Here is a 14,689-nt window from a genome sequence, read left to right on the forward strand (position 1 = left end):
AATTAAACGACAAGAAGTGTCGGATCACTTCTTGTCCGCAAGGGATCTCCGAGCCGTAACGGCTGCATCAACCACCGATTGGATCGTATGCTCTTGCAAATACCGATTCAGTTGTTGCTCAGCGCCATCCATGACCTGCTTTACCAGGCATACGCATCGTGCTGGATCATGATCGGCTTGGCAACGGTCGTCGCGTTCTTCGTCAGCCAGCAAACGATGCTGATTCGATTCCATATTCGAACATTCGAATAAATGCTGCCGACCTTCGATGACTTGGATTACCTCAAGAAAGGTGATCTGATCCGCAGGCCGGGCTAACTCGTAACCGCCGTTCACCCCTGGTACCGCGCGGACGATGCCGTCCTGCCGCAGCTTGGACATGATTTTGGAGAGATAACTTTCCGACACGCCAAGCATTTCAGACAATGACTTGATACCGACGTTCTGGCGCCGTTCCGCATTCGCTAAGTGAATGAGGGCGTGCAGCGCATAATCGGTGCTTTTGGAATATTGCATGGACGGTCCCCTCCTTTGAATGATTATGGACTTAGTGTATCCATAATATCGGATGGGTATCCTGACTGTCAAGGGCTCACGGATGACTGTGGCTGATTGCAAGTGGGTTGCTTCATATATAAGCGGTTTCTTTTTGACGGCTTTGCAACATGTTGTAGCGAGGGTGAAAATGCCAACTTGGAGTGATATAATAGACAAGATTTGTGGAGCGTTCGAAGAATGGGAACGAGATGGCAAGTAAAGACTTAGCTATAAAAGCGGAGGGACGAACGAAATATGCGAAAATTGGTGGTATGCGATCACCCCTTGATTCAACACAAACTGACTTTTATCCGTGACATGCGGACTAACACGAAGGATTTTCGTGAACTGGTGGATGAAGTAGCTACCTTGATGGCGTACGAAATTACGCGGGAGATCCCGCTGGAGTCGATTAAAGTGCAAACGCCGGTGGCTGAGGCGGAGTCGAAGGTCATTTCCGGACGGATGCTGGGGCTCATTCCGATTCTCCGGGCTGGGCTGGGTATGCTGGACGGGGTATTGAAATTGCTCCCCGCGGCAAAAGTCGGTCATGTCGGGTTGTTCCGGGATCCGGAAACGCTGCAACCGGTGGAATACTACATCAAGCTGCCTACGGACGTACAGGAGCGTGAACTGATCGTGATCGATCCGATGCTGGCTACCGGGGGATCCGCCATTGCGGCAATTACCGCTTTGAAGAATCGCGGCTGTACCCAAATCAAGATGATGAACCTGATCGCTGCGCCGGAAGGTGTTAAGGCGGTCCATGATGTGCACCCTGACGTAGATATCTACGTGGCGGCTTTGGACAGCCACCTCAACGAACATGGCTACATCATTCCAGGCTTAGGCGATGCCGGCGACCGGTTGTACGGCACAAAGTAATTTAGTTTGGGTTGGAGACCGCTCTAACGGAACCCGAAGCCCTTATTTCGACCATTTCTCGTGTTTTATGATGCTAACGGAACCCAGGGCCCTTATTTGTCCTTTGGGCAACAATCTCGGGTCGTTTTCAGGTAAATAAGGTCTCCTAGTTCCGTTAGAATCGAAAACCTAGTGTTTTAGGTCAAATAAGGTCATCTGGTTCCGTTAACAACGGAGTGCCAGTTGAATTCAAGATTCGACGTCGAATCAACTTCAGTGAGTATGCATCGCGATGGAAAGCCTAGTTTGAAAGACCATTTCAATCAAGATTTAAAAGTTGGGTTTTCAGCGTCGAGAAGGTTGGATGAAGCTAGGGAGGGAGTAGCGGAGCGTAGCTAGAGGCTACGTGAGCAACGGAGCGACCGGCTGAATTCAAGATTCGATGTCGAGTCAACTTCAGTGAGTATGCATCGCGATGGAAAGCCTAGTTATAAATTACCATTTCGATCAAGATTTAAAATCGGGTTTTCAGCGCCGAGAAGGTTGGATGAAGTCAGGGATTGAGCAGCGGAGCGTAGGTAAGCCTACGTGAGCAGCGGAAAGCCCGGGCTGAATTCAAGATTCGACGTCGAGTCAACTTCAGTGAGTATGCATCGCGATGGAAAGACGATTTTATATTTAACCGTTTCAATCAAAGTTTTAAAATCGGGTTTTCAGCGCCGAGAAGGTTGGATGAAGTCAGGGATTGAGCAGCGGAGCGTAGGTAAGCCTACGTGAGCAGCGGAAAGCCCGGGCTGAATTCAAGATTCGACGTCGAAATCACATCTTTGAACTCGCATCGCGATGGAAAGACGATTTTAAAACTACTTCTATAAGGAAGGAATTGAGTAGGGTGGGTAAGATTAAGGTTATGACCATCTTCGGCGTCAGACCCGAAGCGATTAAGATGGCTCCGTTGATTCTCGAGCTCCAGAAGCATCCTGAGCAGATCGAATCGATCGTTTGCGTGACGGCCCAGCATCGGGAAATGCTCGACCAGGTATTGGACGTTTTCAAGATCGTCCCGGATTATGATCTGGATGTCATGAAGCCGAATCAAACGTTGAACGAAATTACGATTCGCGTGCTTCAAGGGTTAGAAGGCGTCCTCAAAGAGGCCAAGCCGGATATCGTGCTGGTGCACGGGGATACATTGACCACATTCCTGGCGAGTTATGCCGCCTTCCTGCAGCAAATTAAGGTGGGGCATGTCGAAGCCGGCCTGCGTACTTGGAACAAGTTGTCGCCTTATCCGGAAGAAATGAACCGTCAGTTGACCGGCGTTTTGGCCGATCTGCACTTTGCTCCGACGGATTGGTCGGCAAGTAATTTGCGCAAGGAAAATAAGCCGGAGTCAGCTATATATGTCACAGGCAACACGGTTACGGATGTGTTTCAATATACAGTACAGCCGAATTACACGAACTCTGTGCTGGACTGGGCCGCCGGAAAGCGGCTTATTTTGATGACGGCGCACCGTCGCGAATCGCAAGGCGAACCGCACCTGAACATTTTCCGTGCCGTGAAGCGAATTGCCGATGAGTTCGAGGATGTAGCCATCGTGTATCCGGTCCACCCAAGCCCTGCGGTGAGGGAGCCGGCTTACGAAACTTTGGGGAATCACCCTCGTATTAAACTTATCGATCCTTTGGATGTAGTGGATTTGCACAACTTCTATCCTCATACGCATTTGATACTTACGGATTCGGGCGGTTTGCAGGAAGAAGCGCCTTCTTTTGGCGTTCCGGTGCTTGTGCTTCGCGATACGACGGAACGTCCCGAAGGGATCGAAGCGGGAACGCTGGAATTGGTCGGCACAAATGAGGAGATGGTTTATGAGCGGACAAAGGCGTTGCTCAGCGATCAGAACTTGTATGAATCGATGAGCCGGGCAGCAAATCCGTACGGCGATGGAAAGGCATCGCAAAGAATTGTCAATGCGATATGTCACCATTTCGGATTTTCGGATCAGCGTCCGGAGGAATTTCACAGAAAGTTCACAAACTAACGAAAATTTGTTTTGATCGCGAGCCTAAAAAAGTATACAGTATTACTGTACGCTGTATGCGTTTTATTCAGGATGGCAAGGGCAAATTTAGCATTTCAAGGCTTTAAATCACTAAAAAACCTCAATTGACAAGATCTCTTCACAATTAGTAAAATAAATTGGGATTATTAGGGTGATTGAAATGGAAGACCCGACAAAACCTGGTAAAAACAACAACAGCGTTGGAAAGGCTGTCGCTGTGGTAACCGCTTTAGGAATGAACTTTGCCGTATGCGCTGTAGGAGGTTACTTCCTTGGCACCTGGATGGATAAGCTGTGGTTCAAGAACGGCCTGGGCATTGGTTTGGGCGTTTTGATCGGTATTGCAGCGGGCATCCTTGGCATCGTCGCTCTGATTAAGTCGGTTGTGGGGGGAAATAATGGATGAGCTGTCGAAATACAGCCGTGCTTTGACAGCCGGAACCCTAGGTTTCTTGGCCCTGTGTTTTCTCGGAGGCGCTTTATTGCCGAAAGTTCAGAGCATTATGCTTGGCATTGCGCTCGGCTCAGCAGTAAGCTGGATTAATGCGGTTTACCTCAGCCGTAAGGTCCGGCAGGTACTGGATGCCGCGGTAAACGGCGGTTCGAAGCGGTTGAACATGGGGTTTCTGACCCGTACGGCACTGGCGGTTCTGGCGGTATTTTCCGCTATGAAATTTCCGCAGCATCTCAATGTGTATGCGGTTGCCGGCAGTCTGGTTTTTGCGCAATTTTTGCTTCTTTTTATAGGCATTCGTTTTTCTCGTAAGCCTGAGGCTTGAAACATTCAACTTGGAATGGGGGTGAGAAAACATGCATGAAGCTCCGGTCATAGAATTGGGCGGCCTACATATAGACCTGTCCGTTATTTTGATGCTGGTAGTGACTTGCACGATCGTGTTTGTTGTTGCCCGCCTGGCGACGCGGAACTTATCCGTAGAGAATCCCGGAAAGCTGCAAAATTTCTTGGAATGGGCGGTCGAATTCGTTCAGAACATGATTTCCAGCACCATGGATCTAAAGAAAGGGAAACCATTCCTCTCCTTGGCCATGACGATGATTATGTTTATTTTTGTCGCAAATATGCTCGGACTACCGTTTGGTGTCGTCACGGAGTATGATAATCCGGCAAAAGCAACCATCTTCGGTCAAGAAATTACCTCGGTGACCACAGTGCTTGCGGAAGAACACGCGAAGCATCCGGGTGAGGAAGCACATGCCGAGGTAGCCTGGTGGAAATCTCCTACGGCCGATCTCAGCGTGACGATGGCGCTTGCGTTGCTGGTATTCGTCATATCTCACGGTCTTGGGATGATCAAGAATACCAAAAATTATTTCAAGCATTACGTACAGCCGTATCCGTTTTTCCTACCGATTAACATCATTGAGCAGTTGTCGAAGCTGCTGACGCATGGCGTTCGTCTATACGCGAACATCTTTGCGGGCGAGGTGCTGATCTCCACGATCATGACTTTGGCCAAAGCAAGCGTGATCGGCGCAATCTTCTCCGTTCCGTTGCTCATGGTTTGGGACGGATTCAGTATTTTCGTCGGTGCGATTCAGGCTTTTGTCTTTGTCATCTTGATGATGGTGTACATCTCGCAAAACCTCGAAAGCCACGAGGAAGAGCATTAATCGGGGAGTTTGGATTCCCGCGCTTCAAAGATAAGCTAAGTTTCAAGTTACGGATTGGAGAACGACTTCAACCTGACTGAACTATAAAAATTTGATTTTACTTTTAAGGAGGATATACAAAATGGGAGCAATGGCATTATTGGCAGCAGCTATCGTAGCAGGTTTGGGCGCGTTTGGCGCAGCGCTGGGTAACGGTATGGTTATCAGCAAAACGGTGGAAGGGATCGCGCGTCAACCTGAAGCGAAATCCACTCTGCAAACGACGATGTTTATCGGCGTTGGTTTGATCGAGGTACTTCCGATCATCGGCGTGGTCCTGGCGTTCATGTTCTTTGGTCAGGCTTAATCGAATTTTCAAAAAGAAATGGCGGGGAAGGCCACAGCCGTCCACGCCTTCTTTTTAGCCCAGGGTGGGCGATACGCTAATGCGGATAGGCTTCGGAAAGGAGTGACTTAAGTTTGGAAATCGTATGGGAAAACACCGTCATCGCGTTGATCGCGATCGGGATTTTATACTTCTTATTGAACAAATACGCTTTCGGTCCGTTGTTGTCCGTGATGGAGAAACGTCGCGAGCTCGTGCAACAACAGCTTAGCGAAGCGGCGCAAACTCGCGAGCAGGCAACTGCCTTTGTGGAGGAGCAAAAAGCGGCCCTTCAGCAAGCGCGCAAAGAGGCGTACGACATTATCGAGCTATCCAAGCAAACAAGCGGCAAGCAAGCCGCTCAAATGCTGGAGCAAGCCAAGGACGAAGCATCTCGCTTGAAAGAGGAAGCAGTACGCGATATTCAGAACGAGAAGAACCGCGCTGTGGAACAGCTTCGCAGCGAAGTCGGCGCCGTGTCGGTGAAGATCGCATCCAAGTTGATCGAGAAAGAGGTCAGCGAAGAAGGCGTTCAAGGCGAACTGGTCGACAAGTACCTTAAAGAGGTCGGTGGCCGCTCATGAGCCGCGAGACCGTAGCCGCAAAACGGTATGCCAAAGCGTTATATGAAATCGCCGCGGCGGAAGGCCGGACGCTAGAGGTCGAAGAAGAATTGAAGGCGCTGGCGGCTGCTTTTCAGGCTGGGGATGACATCGAGCATTTCATCGCCTCGCCGAAAATTACGGAAACCGCCAAATGGGAAGCCATTTCCCGCGCGATTGAAGGCAAACTGTCCAAACCCGTAGTTTCTACGGTGAAGCTTCTGGTGGAACGCGGAAGAATCGGACTCCTGCCAGAGCTGGTGGACGCTTACGTGAGCATTTCCGGCGAAGCGCTTGGGCTTGCTAACGCAGTGGTTACGACCACGTACCCGTTAAACGAGGACGAGAAGCAGCAAGTTGCTGCGGAGTTCGGCACACTCGTGAAGAAGAAGATTCGGGTCGAGAATGTGATCGATCCATCGCTGCTTGGCGGGATGAAAGTGCGAATCGGCGATACGTTGTACGATGGAAGCTTGGCCGGGAAACTGGAACGGCTCGAAAAGTCTTTTCGAAGACAAGCACTGTAGATAGGGGTGAAACACTTGAGTATCAGACCTGAAGAGATCAGTACTCTGATTAAAAGTCAGATCGAACAATATAAATCGGAAATCGAAGTGGCCGAAGTCGGCACCGTTATTCAAGTTGGTGACGGTATCGCCCGTGTCCACGGACTAGAGAACGCCATGGCGAACGAGCTGCTCGAGTTTGAGAACGGCGTTTTTGGTCTTGCCCTTAACCTGGAAGAAAGCAATGTCGGTGTCGTTATCCTCGGCCCTTACAGCGAAATCCGTGAAGGCGACCAAGTGAAACGGACCGGACAAATCATGCAGGTTCCGGTAGGCGAGGCGATGTTAGGCCGCGTCGTGAACCCGCTCGGTCAGCCGATTGACGGCAAAGGACCGATCGAAACAACAGAATTCCGTCCTGTTGAGAATAACGCTCCAGGCGTTATCGACCGGAAATCGGTTCATGAACCGATGCAAACCGGGATCAAAGCGATTGACTCAATGGTTCCAATCGGTCGCGGACAACGGGAACTGATCATCGGTGACCGTCAAACCGGTAAAACGGCGATCGCCATCGATACGATCATCAACCAAAAAGGGAACGGCGTGAAATGTATTTATGTCGCCATCGGCCAGAAGCAATCCACCGTCGTTAACGTAGTGGAAACCCTTCGTCGCCACGGCGCGTTGGATTACACGATCGTCGTGTCGGCTTCCGCTTCGGAACCGTCACCACTCCTCTACATCGCTCCTTATGCCGGTGTAGCCATGGCCGAGTACTTCATGTACAAAGGCGAGCATGTCCTGATCATCTATGACGACTTGTCGAAGCAAGCTGCGGCTTACCGCGAATTGTCCTTGCTGCTTCGCCGTCCACCGGGCCGCGAGGCGTTCCCGGGTGACGTCTTCTACTTGCACTCCCGTTTGCTGGAACGTGCAGCTAAACTGAGCGACGAGCTTGGCGGCGGGTCGATCACGGCGCTTCCGTTTATCGAAACGCAAGCTTCCGACGTATCGGCGTACATTCCGACGAACGTCATTTCGATTACCGACGGCCAAATCTTCCTGGAGTCCGACCTGTTCTACTCCGGTCAACGTCCGGCGGTTAACGTTGGTATCTCCGTATCCCGGGTAGGCGGCTCCGCGCAAATTAAGGCGATGAAGAAGGTTGCCGGTACCCTGCGTCTGGACCTTGCCCAATATCGCGAGCTTCAAGCATTCTCCCAGTTCGGTTCCGATCTGGACAAATCGACGCAAGCCCGGTTGACCCGTGGTTCGCGGATGATGGAAATCCTGAAGCAAGGCGTAAACCAACCGCTGGCTGTCGAATTCCAAGTTGTCAGCTTGTACACAGCGGTTAAAGGTTTCCTGGACGATATTCCATTGGCCGACGTTCGCCGGTTCGAATCGGAATTCCTGTCCTTTGTCCAAAATCAGCATGGCGACGTGTTGCAATCGATCCGCGATACGAAGGATCTGACGGCAGACAACGAAACGAAGCTGAAAGAAGTTATCGAGCAATTCAAACGCGGTTTCGCGACTACGGCATAAATGTTCTTGCGGCACAAACCGGCCTTGGCTAAGCGCAACGCCGGTTTACGCCTGTGTGTAAAAAATACTTTGGGGATGCCAATTGCTAGAGTGAAACCTAATGGGTCTTTCGGCAAGGGGATGTAAATGATTCTGGAGAAGCGAAGCGTTCGCCTTTGTGAGCGGATTTCTACTATATTTGAATTGATCAATTCAAGAAATCCGCGAACAACAGCGATCGTAAGAACATTTCATTCTCGCCGCCCCAATAGACCCAAAAGGGTTTGCACCCAAGCTTGGCCACGCCAAAGTTTAAGGTGGTGAAATCATGGCAAAAGGGATGCGCGAAATCAAGCGTCAGATCAAAAGCGTTCAGAACACCCGGCAAATCACCAAAGCGATGGAAATGGTAGCTTCGGCGAAGCTGCGCAAAGCGCAGGAGAGAGCACAAGCCTCCCGTCCTTATGCGGAGAAGCTGAAAGAGGTCGTTTCCAGCATTGCTGCCGCCTCCCAAGGCGTCAGCCATCCGATGCTCGTGACGCGTCCGGTGAAGCGGACCGCTTACATCGTGATTACGTCCGACGGCGGTTTGGTCGGCGGATATAACGCGAATATTTTGCGGAAAGTGACGGATATGGTTCGTACCCGCCACGCTTCATCCTCGGAATACGAACTTTTCGTGATCGGTCGTAAAGGCAGAGATTATTTGAAGCGCCGTAACTATCCGGTGTCCCACGAAGTAACCGAACTCTCGGATACGCCGAGATTCGCCGACATCAAGTCTTTGACTTATGCGGCGGTGCAGGGCTTCGAAACCGAGCAATTCGACGAAATCTACGTTTGCTATAACCGATTCGTTAATGCGATTACCCAACTGCCGACCGTGGAGCGTTTGCTTCCGTTTGACTCTGTTGAGCATGAGGGTCTGGCCAGCAGCTATGAGTATGAACCTTCGCCTGAAGGGGTATTGGAAGTGCTGCTTCCGAAATATGCCGAAACATTGATCTTTGGTGCGCTTCTTGACGGTAAGGCGAGTGAGCTTGGCGCGAAGATGACTGCCATGGGCAGTGCGACCAAAAACGCGTCGAAGATGATCAATGAACTAACCCTGACGTACAACCGCGCTCGCCAAGCGGCGATTACGCAAGAAATCACGGAGATCGTTGCCGGAGCAAACGCAGCCCAAGGCTAATCGATCCGGAAGCAATTTTAGGAGGGAAACGAAGATGAACAAAGGACGCGTTGTCAGCGTAATGGGTCCGGTTGTTGACATCGAATTTCAGCGCGGTCAACTGCCGGAAATCTTCAACGCTATAAAAATTGAGAAGCAGGACAGCCAGTCTGCGCTGGTTCTGGAAGCTTCCAATCATCTGGGCGACAACCTCGTTCGTTGTATCGCCATGGCCTCGACGGACGGCCTTGTGCGCGGTACGGAAGCGATCGACTTGGGAGCGCCGATTTCGGTTCCGGTCGGAGAAGCAACGCTCAGCCGCGTGTTTAACGTGCTCGGCGAACCGATCGACAAGAAAGGCGCAGCCGCTACCGAACTGAAATATCCGATTCACCGCGAACCGCCGAAGTTCGATGAACTGTCGACGCAAGCGGAAATGCTGGAAACCGGGATCAAGGTCATCGACCTGCTGGCTCCTTATGCGAAGGGCGGTAAAATCGGCCTGTTCGGCGGCGCCGGCGTAGGTAAGACCGTAACGATCCAGGAATTGATCCGTAACATCGCGCACGAACACGGCGGGATTTCCGTATTTGCCGGCGTAGGGGAACGTACCCGTGAGGGGAACGACCTTTACATGGAAATGACGGAATCCGGCGTTATCGAGAAAACCGCGATGGTATTCGGACAAATGAACGAGCCGCCGGGTGCGCGTTTGCGCGTAGCCTTGACGGGCCTCACGATGGCTGAATATTTCCGCGACCAAGAAGGCCGCGACGTATTGCTCTTCATCGACAACATCTTCCGGTTTACGCAAGCGGGTTCCGAGGTATCGGCCTTGCTTGGACGGATGCCTTCCGCAGTAGGTTACCAACCGACGCTGGCAACCGAAATGGGCCAACTGCAAGAACGGATCACTTCCACCAAGAAAGGTTCCGTTACTTCGATCCAAGCGATTTACGTCCCTGCGGATGACTATACTGACCCGGCTCCGGCTACGACGTTTGCTCACTTGGACGCAACGACGAACTTGGAACGGAAAATTTCCGAAAAAGGGATTTTCCCGGCCGTGGACCCGCTGGCTTCCAGCTCGCGGATTTTGACGCCGGAAATCGTGGGCGAAGAGCACTATGCCGTAGCCCAAGGCGTGAAGCAACTTTTGGCTCGTTATAAAGAATTGCAGGATATCATCGCGATCCTGGGTATGGATGAATTGTCCGACGACGATAAAACATTGGTGGCACGTGCCCGGAAGATCGAACGTTTCCTGTCGCAGCCATTTAACGTGGCTGAGCAGTTTACGGGGATCGCCGGTAAGTACGTTCCGATCGCGGAAACCGTACGCAGCTTCAAGGAGATTCTGGACGGCAAGCACGACGACCTTCCGGAAGCGGCGTTCCTGTTCGTAGGAACGATCGAAGAAGCCGTCGAAAAGGCGAAAACGCTGTAAATCCAAGCCGAATCCGGATGCTTCAGAAATGAACTGTCCCACGAACAGGAGGGATAAACTTGAGCAGCTTTTTATTGGAAATCGTTACGCCGGAGCATGTGGTGTACTCGAAAGAGGTGGACAGCCTGACGGTCCGCGGACTCGAAGGGGAGCTTGGCATCTTGCGAGGCCATATTCCACTCGTCACACCGCTGCAAGTTGCTCCAGTGGTTGCGAAAACCGGCAAGGAAACGACAACGATCGCGGTACACGGTGGTTTCATCGAAGTGCAAAGCGATAAAGTCATCGTGCTAGCCGAGAGCGCGGAGCTGCCGGAAGAAATCGACCTGGAGCGGGCCATTGCGGCCCGGGAGCGTGCGGAACGCCGATTGGCGGCTCGCAGCAACCAGGACCGAGTCGATCATCGCCGTGCAGAGCTGGCGCTGCAACGGGCGGTTACGCGGATCAACGTATCCAGCGACAACCGTCATAAGCAATAAATCTGCGGAATAACGGGCACCTTTGGGTGCCTGTTTTTTCTTGCAGAATGACATGACGATGACATTTAGGTGATAGATGAATTTGGAAACCTTTGCAAGGTGAAGAAAAGCTGGATTATTGCTGCGATGGCAAGTATGATATATAAGGTCTATATTTTTACAAGTTCATAACCGATATATATTACAAGGTTGTGAATCTTGGAGCAATGCGTTACAGATCAGGATTAACCGTTTAGGTACTTGCAGCATAAATATAAATGTGATGGGGGATTTAGTCATGAATCCAATCGACCAGGTAACGGCTTCGGTCGGTGTAGGCGGCTTGACAGCCATCCTCGTCTCCTTGGCATGCATTGCGTTGTCATGGTGGGCGCTGCAAAACTTGAAGCTGGATCTATTCATTCGTCACCCTAAGGGACCTCAAGGAAAGCTGCTGCAGCTGTTGCTCGCGGTGGTATTGGGGCGTTTTGTAGCCGCTTTTGTGATGGAGTATTGGGGATATACCCAAATGTTGAAGTACATGTTTTGATCAAAGCAATTTGTCGAATAACATCATTTCATTGTGTCAACAATGGTGAGTAAGGACTACGACTCGAGAGCATGTCCATAAACGGGGCAAGAGGCGATTTCTGCGCCAAAACACGCTTTTTCGACAGGATTAGAGCCTTGTGTGCCTTAAATGACCGGTGATATGATGAAATTTAGGGAATGAACAGGTTAATCTTTTTCCAAATCGGGAAAAAAGTGAAAATGAACGCGCGGAGGGAACCATGATGAGCAAATTTATCGTCCGCGGTGGCAATGTTTTGGCCGGGAACGTAAAAGTCAGCGGTGCTAAAAATTCAGTGCTACCGATCATTGCAGCGTCTTTATTGGGTGAAGAAGGGGTTAGCGTTATTCGAGATGCACCACCTCTAGACGATGTGATGACCATTAATAAAGTGTTAGAGTCGCTGGGAGCGGCCGTTACCTATGATCGGGAAGTCATTACGGTCGATGCGCGGCAAATCGCTTCATGCGAAGCGCCTTATGAATGGGTGCGAAAGATGCGGGCGTCTTTTCTTGTCATGGGTCCGTTGTTGACACGGATGGGTTTCACCCGGATTTCCCTGCCGGGAGGCTGCGCGATCGGGACTAGACCGATTGACCAGCATTTGAAGGGCTTCGAAGCGATGGGCGCAGAGATCACCCTCGGTCACGGATTTATCGAAGCCAAAGCGAACGGCCGCCTCCGCGGCGCTAAAATTTATTTGGACGTTGCCAGCGTAGGTGCGACGGAGAATATCATGATGGCAGCAACCTTGGCAGAAGGCACAACCATCATTGAAAATGCGGCGAAGGAACCGGAAATCGTCGATTTGGCCAATTACCTGAACAGCATGGGCGCCGTTGTCCGTGGAGCGGGAACCGGCATGATCCGGATTGAAGGCGTCGAACGGTTGCACGGATGCGAACATACGGTGATTCCGGATCGGATCGAAGCCGGAACTTTTATGGTCGCTGCGGCGATTACCGGCGGGAATATTTTTGTTGAAGGGGCCATTGCGGATCACCTTGGACCGGTCATTTCCAAGCTCGAGGAGATGGGCGTAACGGTAGAAGCGCAAGAGAACGGAGTGCGAGTCATCGCCGACAAGCCGCTGAAAGCCGTTGACGTCAAGACGTTACCGTATCCTGGCTTCCCAACCGATATGCAGTCGCAAATGATGGCTTTGCTGTTGGTGTCCGAAGGCGCAAGCGTCATTACCGAGACGGTCTTCGAAAACCGCTTCATGCACGTGGATCAGTTCCGTTTAATGAGCGCCGACATTAAGGTGGAAGGACGCAGCGCGATCGTCTCCGGGGGCAGCAAGCTCAGCGGAGCCAAGGTTTGCGCCACCGACCTTCGTGCCGGAGCAGCTCTGATCCTGGCAGGATTGACGGCGGAAGGCACGACGGAAGTCAGCGGGACGCATCACATCGACCGCGGATACGTGGATCTGGCTGAGAAATTGTCCGGCTTAGGCGCTGACATTTGGCGCATTTCTGTCGAGGAGCCGGCTCCGGAAACCGAGAAGGTTTCGGCCAGTGTGAAAGAAGAAATTCCGGTATTGAAAATCCAGCCTTCTTGGGCCTGATGGATAAAGGAATAGGAGTACGGAGAAAACCATGCCGGGGGCGTGGTTTTTTTCATTTCTATAGCTGACTTGTGCACTCCCTCTAGTCGAACTATAATTGTTTGTATACGCAATAATGTAATGTAGATATCATTTGTATACTAAGTGTGGAGGGATGCGGAAATGCGCGATCGTAAAAGCGGCTATGGCGTATGCCCCAATGACGAAGGATGTCCCGTCGAGTTCACGCTGGACGTGATCGGCGGTAAATGGAAAGGCGTCCTATTGTATCATTTGATTAATGGACCGATCCGATTCAACGAGTTCCGCCGGATCTGCCCGACGATCACTCAACGAATGCTGACGCTACAGTTGCGCGAACTGGAGGAGGACGGCATCGTGCATCGCGAAGTGTACCATCAGGTGCCGCCGAAGGTAGAGTACTCCTTAACGGAGTTTGGACAGACCTTGATTCCGATTATTCAAAAGATGAAGGAATGGGGCGAGACCTACAAGAAGACGGCGCCGTTTCTGAATAAAACGGAAGTGCAAGGATAAGCAATTAGCGAAGGACCTGGGAAACCGGGTCTTTTTTTGTTGGGGAGGAACGGGTCTAAACGATCTTGGTCGGGCCAAGTCTAGCTAAATGCAGCTAATTAATCCTCGAAATGTTGAAAGTAATACAACAATCTAATGCGAAGGAAGTAAAAGTAAGAGCTACCCGAGAGCGCCGTCAGGCGTTTTTTTAGTTTCAACGTAATAGGGGAGAAAACGGGTTCTAGCATTTTGCCAAAACTCATATCTATAAGTATAGCGGGTAAACGATATAAGGAGAGAAAAGCTAGGTTGCTAGCTCGCAGGCGTGATTAGCGTACAGCAGCACGAATAGAGGTGGAGGTAAACGAATCGATGCAGGAACGGTCCCAGGTAGTAAAAATAAATGTGGCGCCTCGCCGAGAGGAAAAGAACGGTAAGGAAGAGAGCAAGAAGTCCATAAACGTAACGGAGAGGACGGAGAGACCCGTAAATCCAGGACTTGGGGGAACCGTGGCGGGCAGGACCGAGAGACCTGCAAACGTAGGAGACGGGAGACCCGTAACGGAGAAGACTGAAGGGGCTGTAAATCTAGGAGGCGGGAAAAACGTTGCGGGCAGAACGGAGAGATCCGTAAATACGGGTCTCGGGGGAACGGCAGCGGGAAGCTTGGGTGAGGCGCGGGCCCGGGTGGTCCCACCGGGCCCGGCCCCACTGGCGGCACCTGGGTCGGTGCCGCCGGAGGGCCGCGTGCGCGTAAGCGTCCGCACGCGGCCAGGCCGCCCTATCTCCCGCAAGAGCAGCGGGAGATGGGGCGGCGGCGCAGGCGCCGCCCCCGTGGTGGCGGCGCTGATCGCGC

17 protein-coding genes are annotated in these 14,689 nt (G+C 51.7%); 16 read left to right on the forward strand and 1 reads right to left on the reverse strand.

Going from position 1 to position 14,689, the window contains the following annotated elements:
• Positions 1-24: 24 nt before the first annotated feature.
• Entirely contained in the window at positions 25-516 is a 492-nt protein-coding gene (locus tag IM700_RS19375) for an RrF2 family transcriptional regulator (RefSeq protein WP_193417113.1), read from the reverse strand.
• 276 nt (positions 517-792) lie between these two features.
• Here IM700_RS19375 and upp point away from each other — a divergent pair, with 276 nt between their 5' ends.
• The 16 genes from upp to IM700_RS19455 form a co-directional block, all read left to right on the forward strand.
• On the forward strand, positions 793-1,422 hold the full coding sequence (upp, locus tag IM700_RS19380) for a uracil phosphoribosyltransferase (protein ID WP_155607662.1): 630 nt from the start codon (positions 793-795) through the stop codon (positions 1,420-1,422).
• A gap of 871 nt (positions 1,423-2,293) precedes the next feature.
• Positions 2,294-3,448, forward strand: coding sequence for a non-hydrolyzing UDP-N-acetylglucosamine 2-epimerase (gene wecB / locus IM700_RS19385; RefSeq protein ID WP_280516399.1), 1,155 nt, complete (start codon positions 2,294-2,296; stop codon positions 3,446-3,448).
• A gap of 181 nt (positions 3,449-3,629) precedes the next feature.
• Positions 3,630-3,875, forward strand: coding sequence for an AtpZ/AtpI family protein (locus tag IM700_RS19390; RefSeq protein WP_155607695.1), 246 nt, complete (start codon positions 3,630-3,632; stop codon positions 3,873-3,875).
• On the forward strand, positions 3,868-4,248 hold the full coding sequence (locus IM700_RS19395; protein WP_193417114.1) for an ATP synthase subunit I: 381 nt from the start codon (positions 3,868-3,870) through the stop codon (positions 4,246-4,248). Before IM700_RS19390 ends, IM700_RS19395 begins: the two co-directional genes overlap by 8 nt.
• Before the next feature lie 31 nt (positions 4,249-4,279).
• Complete coding sequence (gene atpB, locus IM700_RS19400; protein ID WP_155607664.1) at positions 4,280-5,101, forward strand: F0F1 ATP synthase subunit A; 822 nt, start codon at positions 4,280-4,282, stop codon at positions 5,099-5,101.
• A gap of 121 nt (positions 5,102-5,222) precedes the next feature.
• The gene (gene atpE / locus IM700_RS19405) at positions 5,223-5,447 is read left to right on the forward strand and encodes a F0F1 ATP synthase subunit C (RefSeq protein ID WP_009223739.1); all 225 of its coding nucleotides are present in this window, start codon (positions 5,223-5,225) and stop codon (positions 5,445-5,447) included.
• A 113-nt stretch (positions 5,448-5,560) separates the two neighbouring features.
• Positions 5,561-6,049, forward strand: coding sequence for a F0F1 ATP synthase subunit B (gene atpF / locus IM700_RS19410; protein ID WP_193417115.1), 489 nt, complete (start codon positions 5,561-5,563; stop codon positions 6,047-6,049).
• Complete coding sequence (locus tag IM700_RS19415; RefSeq protein WP_193417116.1) at positions 6,046-6,594, forward strand: F0F1 ATP synthase subunit delta; 549 nt, start codon at positions 6,046-6,048, stop codon at positions 6,592-6,594. The genes atpF and IM700_RS19415 overlap by 4 nt, the downstream gene beginning before the upstream one ends.
• A 15-nt stretch (positions 6,595-6,609) precedes the next feature.
• Positions 6,610-8,124 carry a F0F1 ATP synthase subunit alpha gene (atpA, locus tag IM700_RS19420; protein ID WP_155607667.1) on the forward strand — a complete coding sequence of 505 codons (1,515 nt, stop codon included), beginning with the start codon at positions 6,610-6,612 and terminating at the stop codon, positions 8,122-8,124.
• 307 nt (positions 8,125-8,431) lie between these two features.
• Complete coding sequence (atpG, locus tag IM700_RS19425; RefSeq protein ID WP_155607668.1) at positions 8,432-9,295, forward strand: ATP synthase F1 subunit gamma; 864 nt, start codon at positions 8,432-8,434, stop codon at positions 9,293-9,295.
• Between the two features lie 34 nt (positions 9,296-9,329).
• Positions 9,330-10,721: a F0F1 ATP synthase subunit beta gene (atpD, locus tag IM700_RS19430; protein ID WP_155607669.1), complete on the forward strand. Its 1,392-nt coding sequence runs from the start codon at positions 9,330-9,332 to the stop codon at positions 10,719-10,721.
• A 59-nt stretch (positions 10,722-10,780) separates the two neighbouring features.
• Positions 10,781-11,200: a F0F1 ATP synthase subunit epsilon gene (locus tag IM700_RS19435; RefSeq protein ID WP_193417117.1), complete on the forward strand. Its 420-nt coding sequence runs from the start codon at positions 10,781-10,783 to the stop codon at positions 11,198-11,200.
• Positions 11,201-11,477: 277 nt separating this feature from the next.
• Complete coding sequence (locus tag IM700_RS19440; RefSeq protein WP_155607671.1) at positions 11,478-11,729, forward strand: DUF1146 family protein; 252 nt, start codon at positions 11,478-11,480, stop codon at positions 11,727-11,729.
• A gap of 244 nt (positions 11,730-11,973) precedes the next feature.
• Entirely contained in the window at positions 11,974-13,317 is a 1,344-nt protein-coding gene (gene murA, locus IM700_RS19445; RefSeq protein WP_193417118.1) for a UDP-N-acetylglucosamine 1-carboxyvinyltransferase, read from the forward strand.
• A 162-nt stretch (positions 13,318-13,479) separates the two neighbouring features.
• Positions 13,480-13,854, forward strand: coding sequence for a winged helix-turn-helix transcriptional regulator (locus IM700_RS19450; RefSeq protein ID WP_155607673.1), 375 nt, complete (start codon positions 13,480-13,482; stop codon positions 13,852-13,854).
• Positions 13,855-14,205: 351 nt separating this feature from the next.
• Positions 14,206-14,689, forward strand: a 484-nt coding sequence (locus IM700_RS19455; protein ID WP_204801185.1) for a hypothetical protein, incomplete at its 3' end; no start/stop codon positions are given.

The sequence above is a fragment of the Paenibacillus rhizolycopersici genome (assembly GCF_014947195.2).
Taxonomy (GTDB): domain Bacteria; phylum Bacillota; class Bacilli; order Paenibacillales; family Paenibacillaceae; genus Fontibacillus; species Fontibacillus rhizolycopersici.

Coding starts and splice junctions, on each gene's coding strand:
- IM700_RS19375 (WP_193417113.1), bottom strand. CDS start 516: ATGCAATATTCCAAAAGCACCGATTATGCGCTGCACGCCCTCATTCAC.
- upp (WP_155607662.1), top strand. CDS start 793: ATGCGAAAATTGGTGGTATGCGATCACCCCTTGATTCAACACAAACTG.
- IM700_RS19390 (WP_155607695.1), top strand. CDS start 3,630: ATGGAAGACCCGACAAAACCTGGTAAAAACAACAACAGCGTTGGAAAG.
- IM700_RS19395 (WP_193417114.1), top strand. CDS start 3,868: ATGGATGAGCTGTCGAAATACAGCCGTGCTTTGACAGCCGGAACCCTA.
- atpB (WP_155607664.1), top strand. CDS start 4,280: ATGCATGAAGCTCCGGTCATAGAATTGGGCGGCCTACATATAGACCTG.
- atpE (WP_009223739.1), top strand. CDS start 5,223: ATGGGAGCAATGGCATTATTGGCAGCAGCTATCGTAGCAGGTTTGGGC.
- IM700_RS19415 (WP_193417116.1), top strand. CDS start 6,046: ATGAGCCGCGAGACCGTAGCCGCAAAACGGTATGCCAAAGCGTTATAT.
- atpG (WP_155607668.1), top strand. CDS start 8,432: ATGGCAAAAGGGATGCGCGAAATCAAGCGTCAGATCAAAAGCGTTCAG.
- atpD (WP_155607669.1), top strand. CDS start 9,330: ATGAACAAAGGACGCGTTGTCAGCGTAATGGGTCCGGTTGTTGACATC.
- IM700_RS19440 (WP_155607671.1), top strand. CDS start 11,478: ATGAATCCAATCGACCAGGTAACGGCTTCGGTCGGTGTAGGCGGCTTG.
- murA (WP_193417118.1), top strand. CDS start 11,974: ATGAGCAAATTTATCGTCCGCGGTGGCAATGTTTTGGCCGGGAACGTA.
- IM700_RS19450 (WP_155607673.1), top strand. CDS start 13,480: ATGCGCGATCGTAAAAGCGGCTATGGCGTATGCCCCAATGACGAAGGA.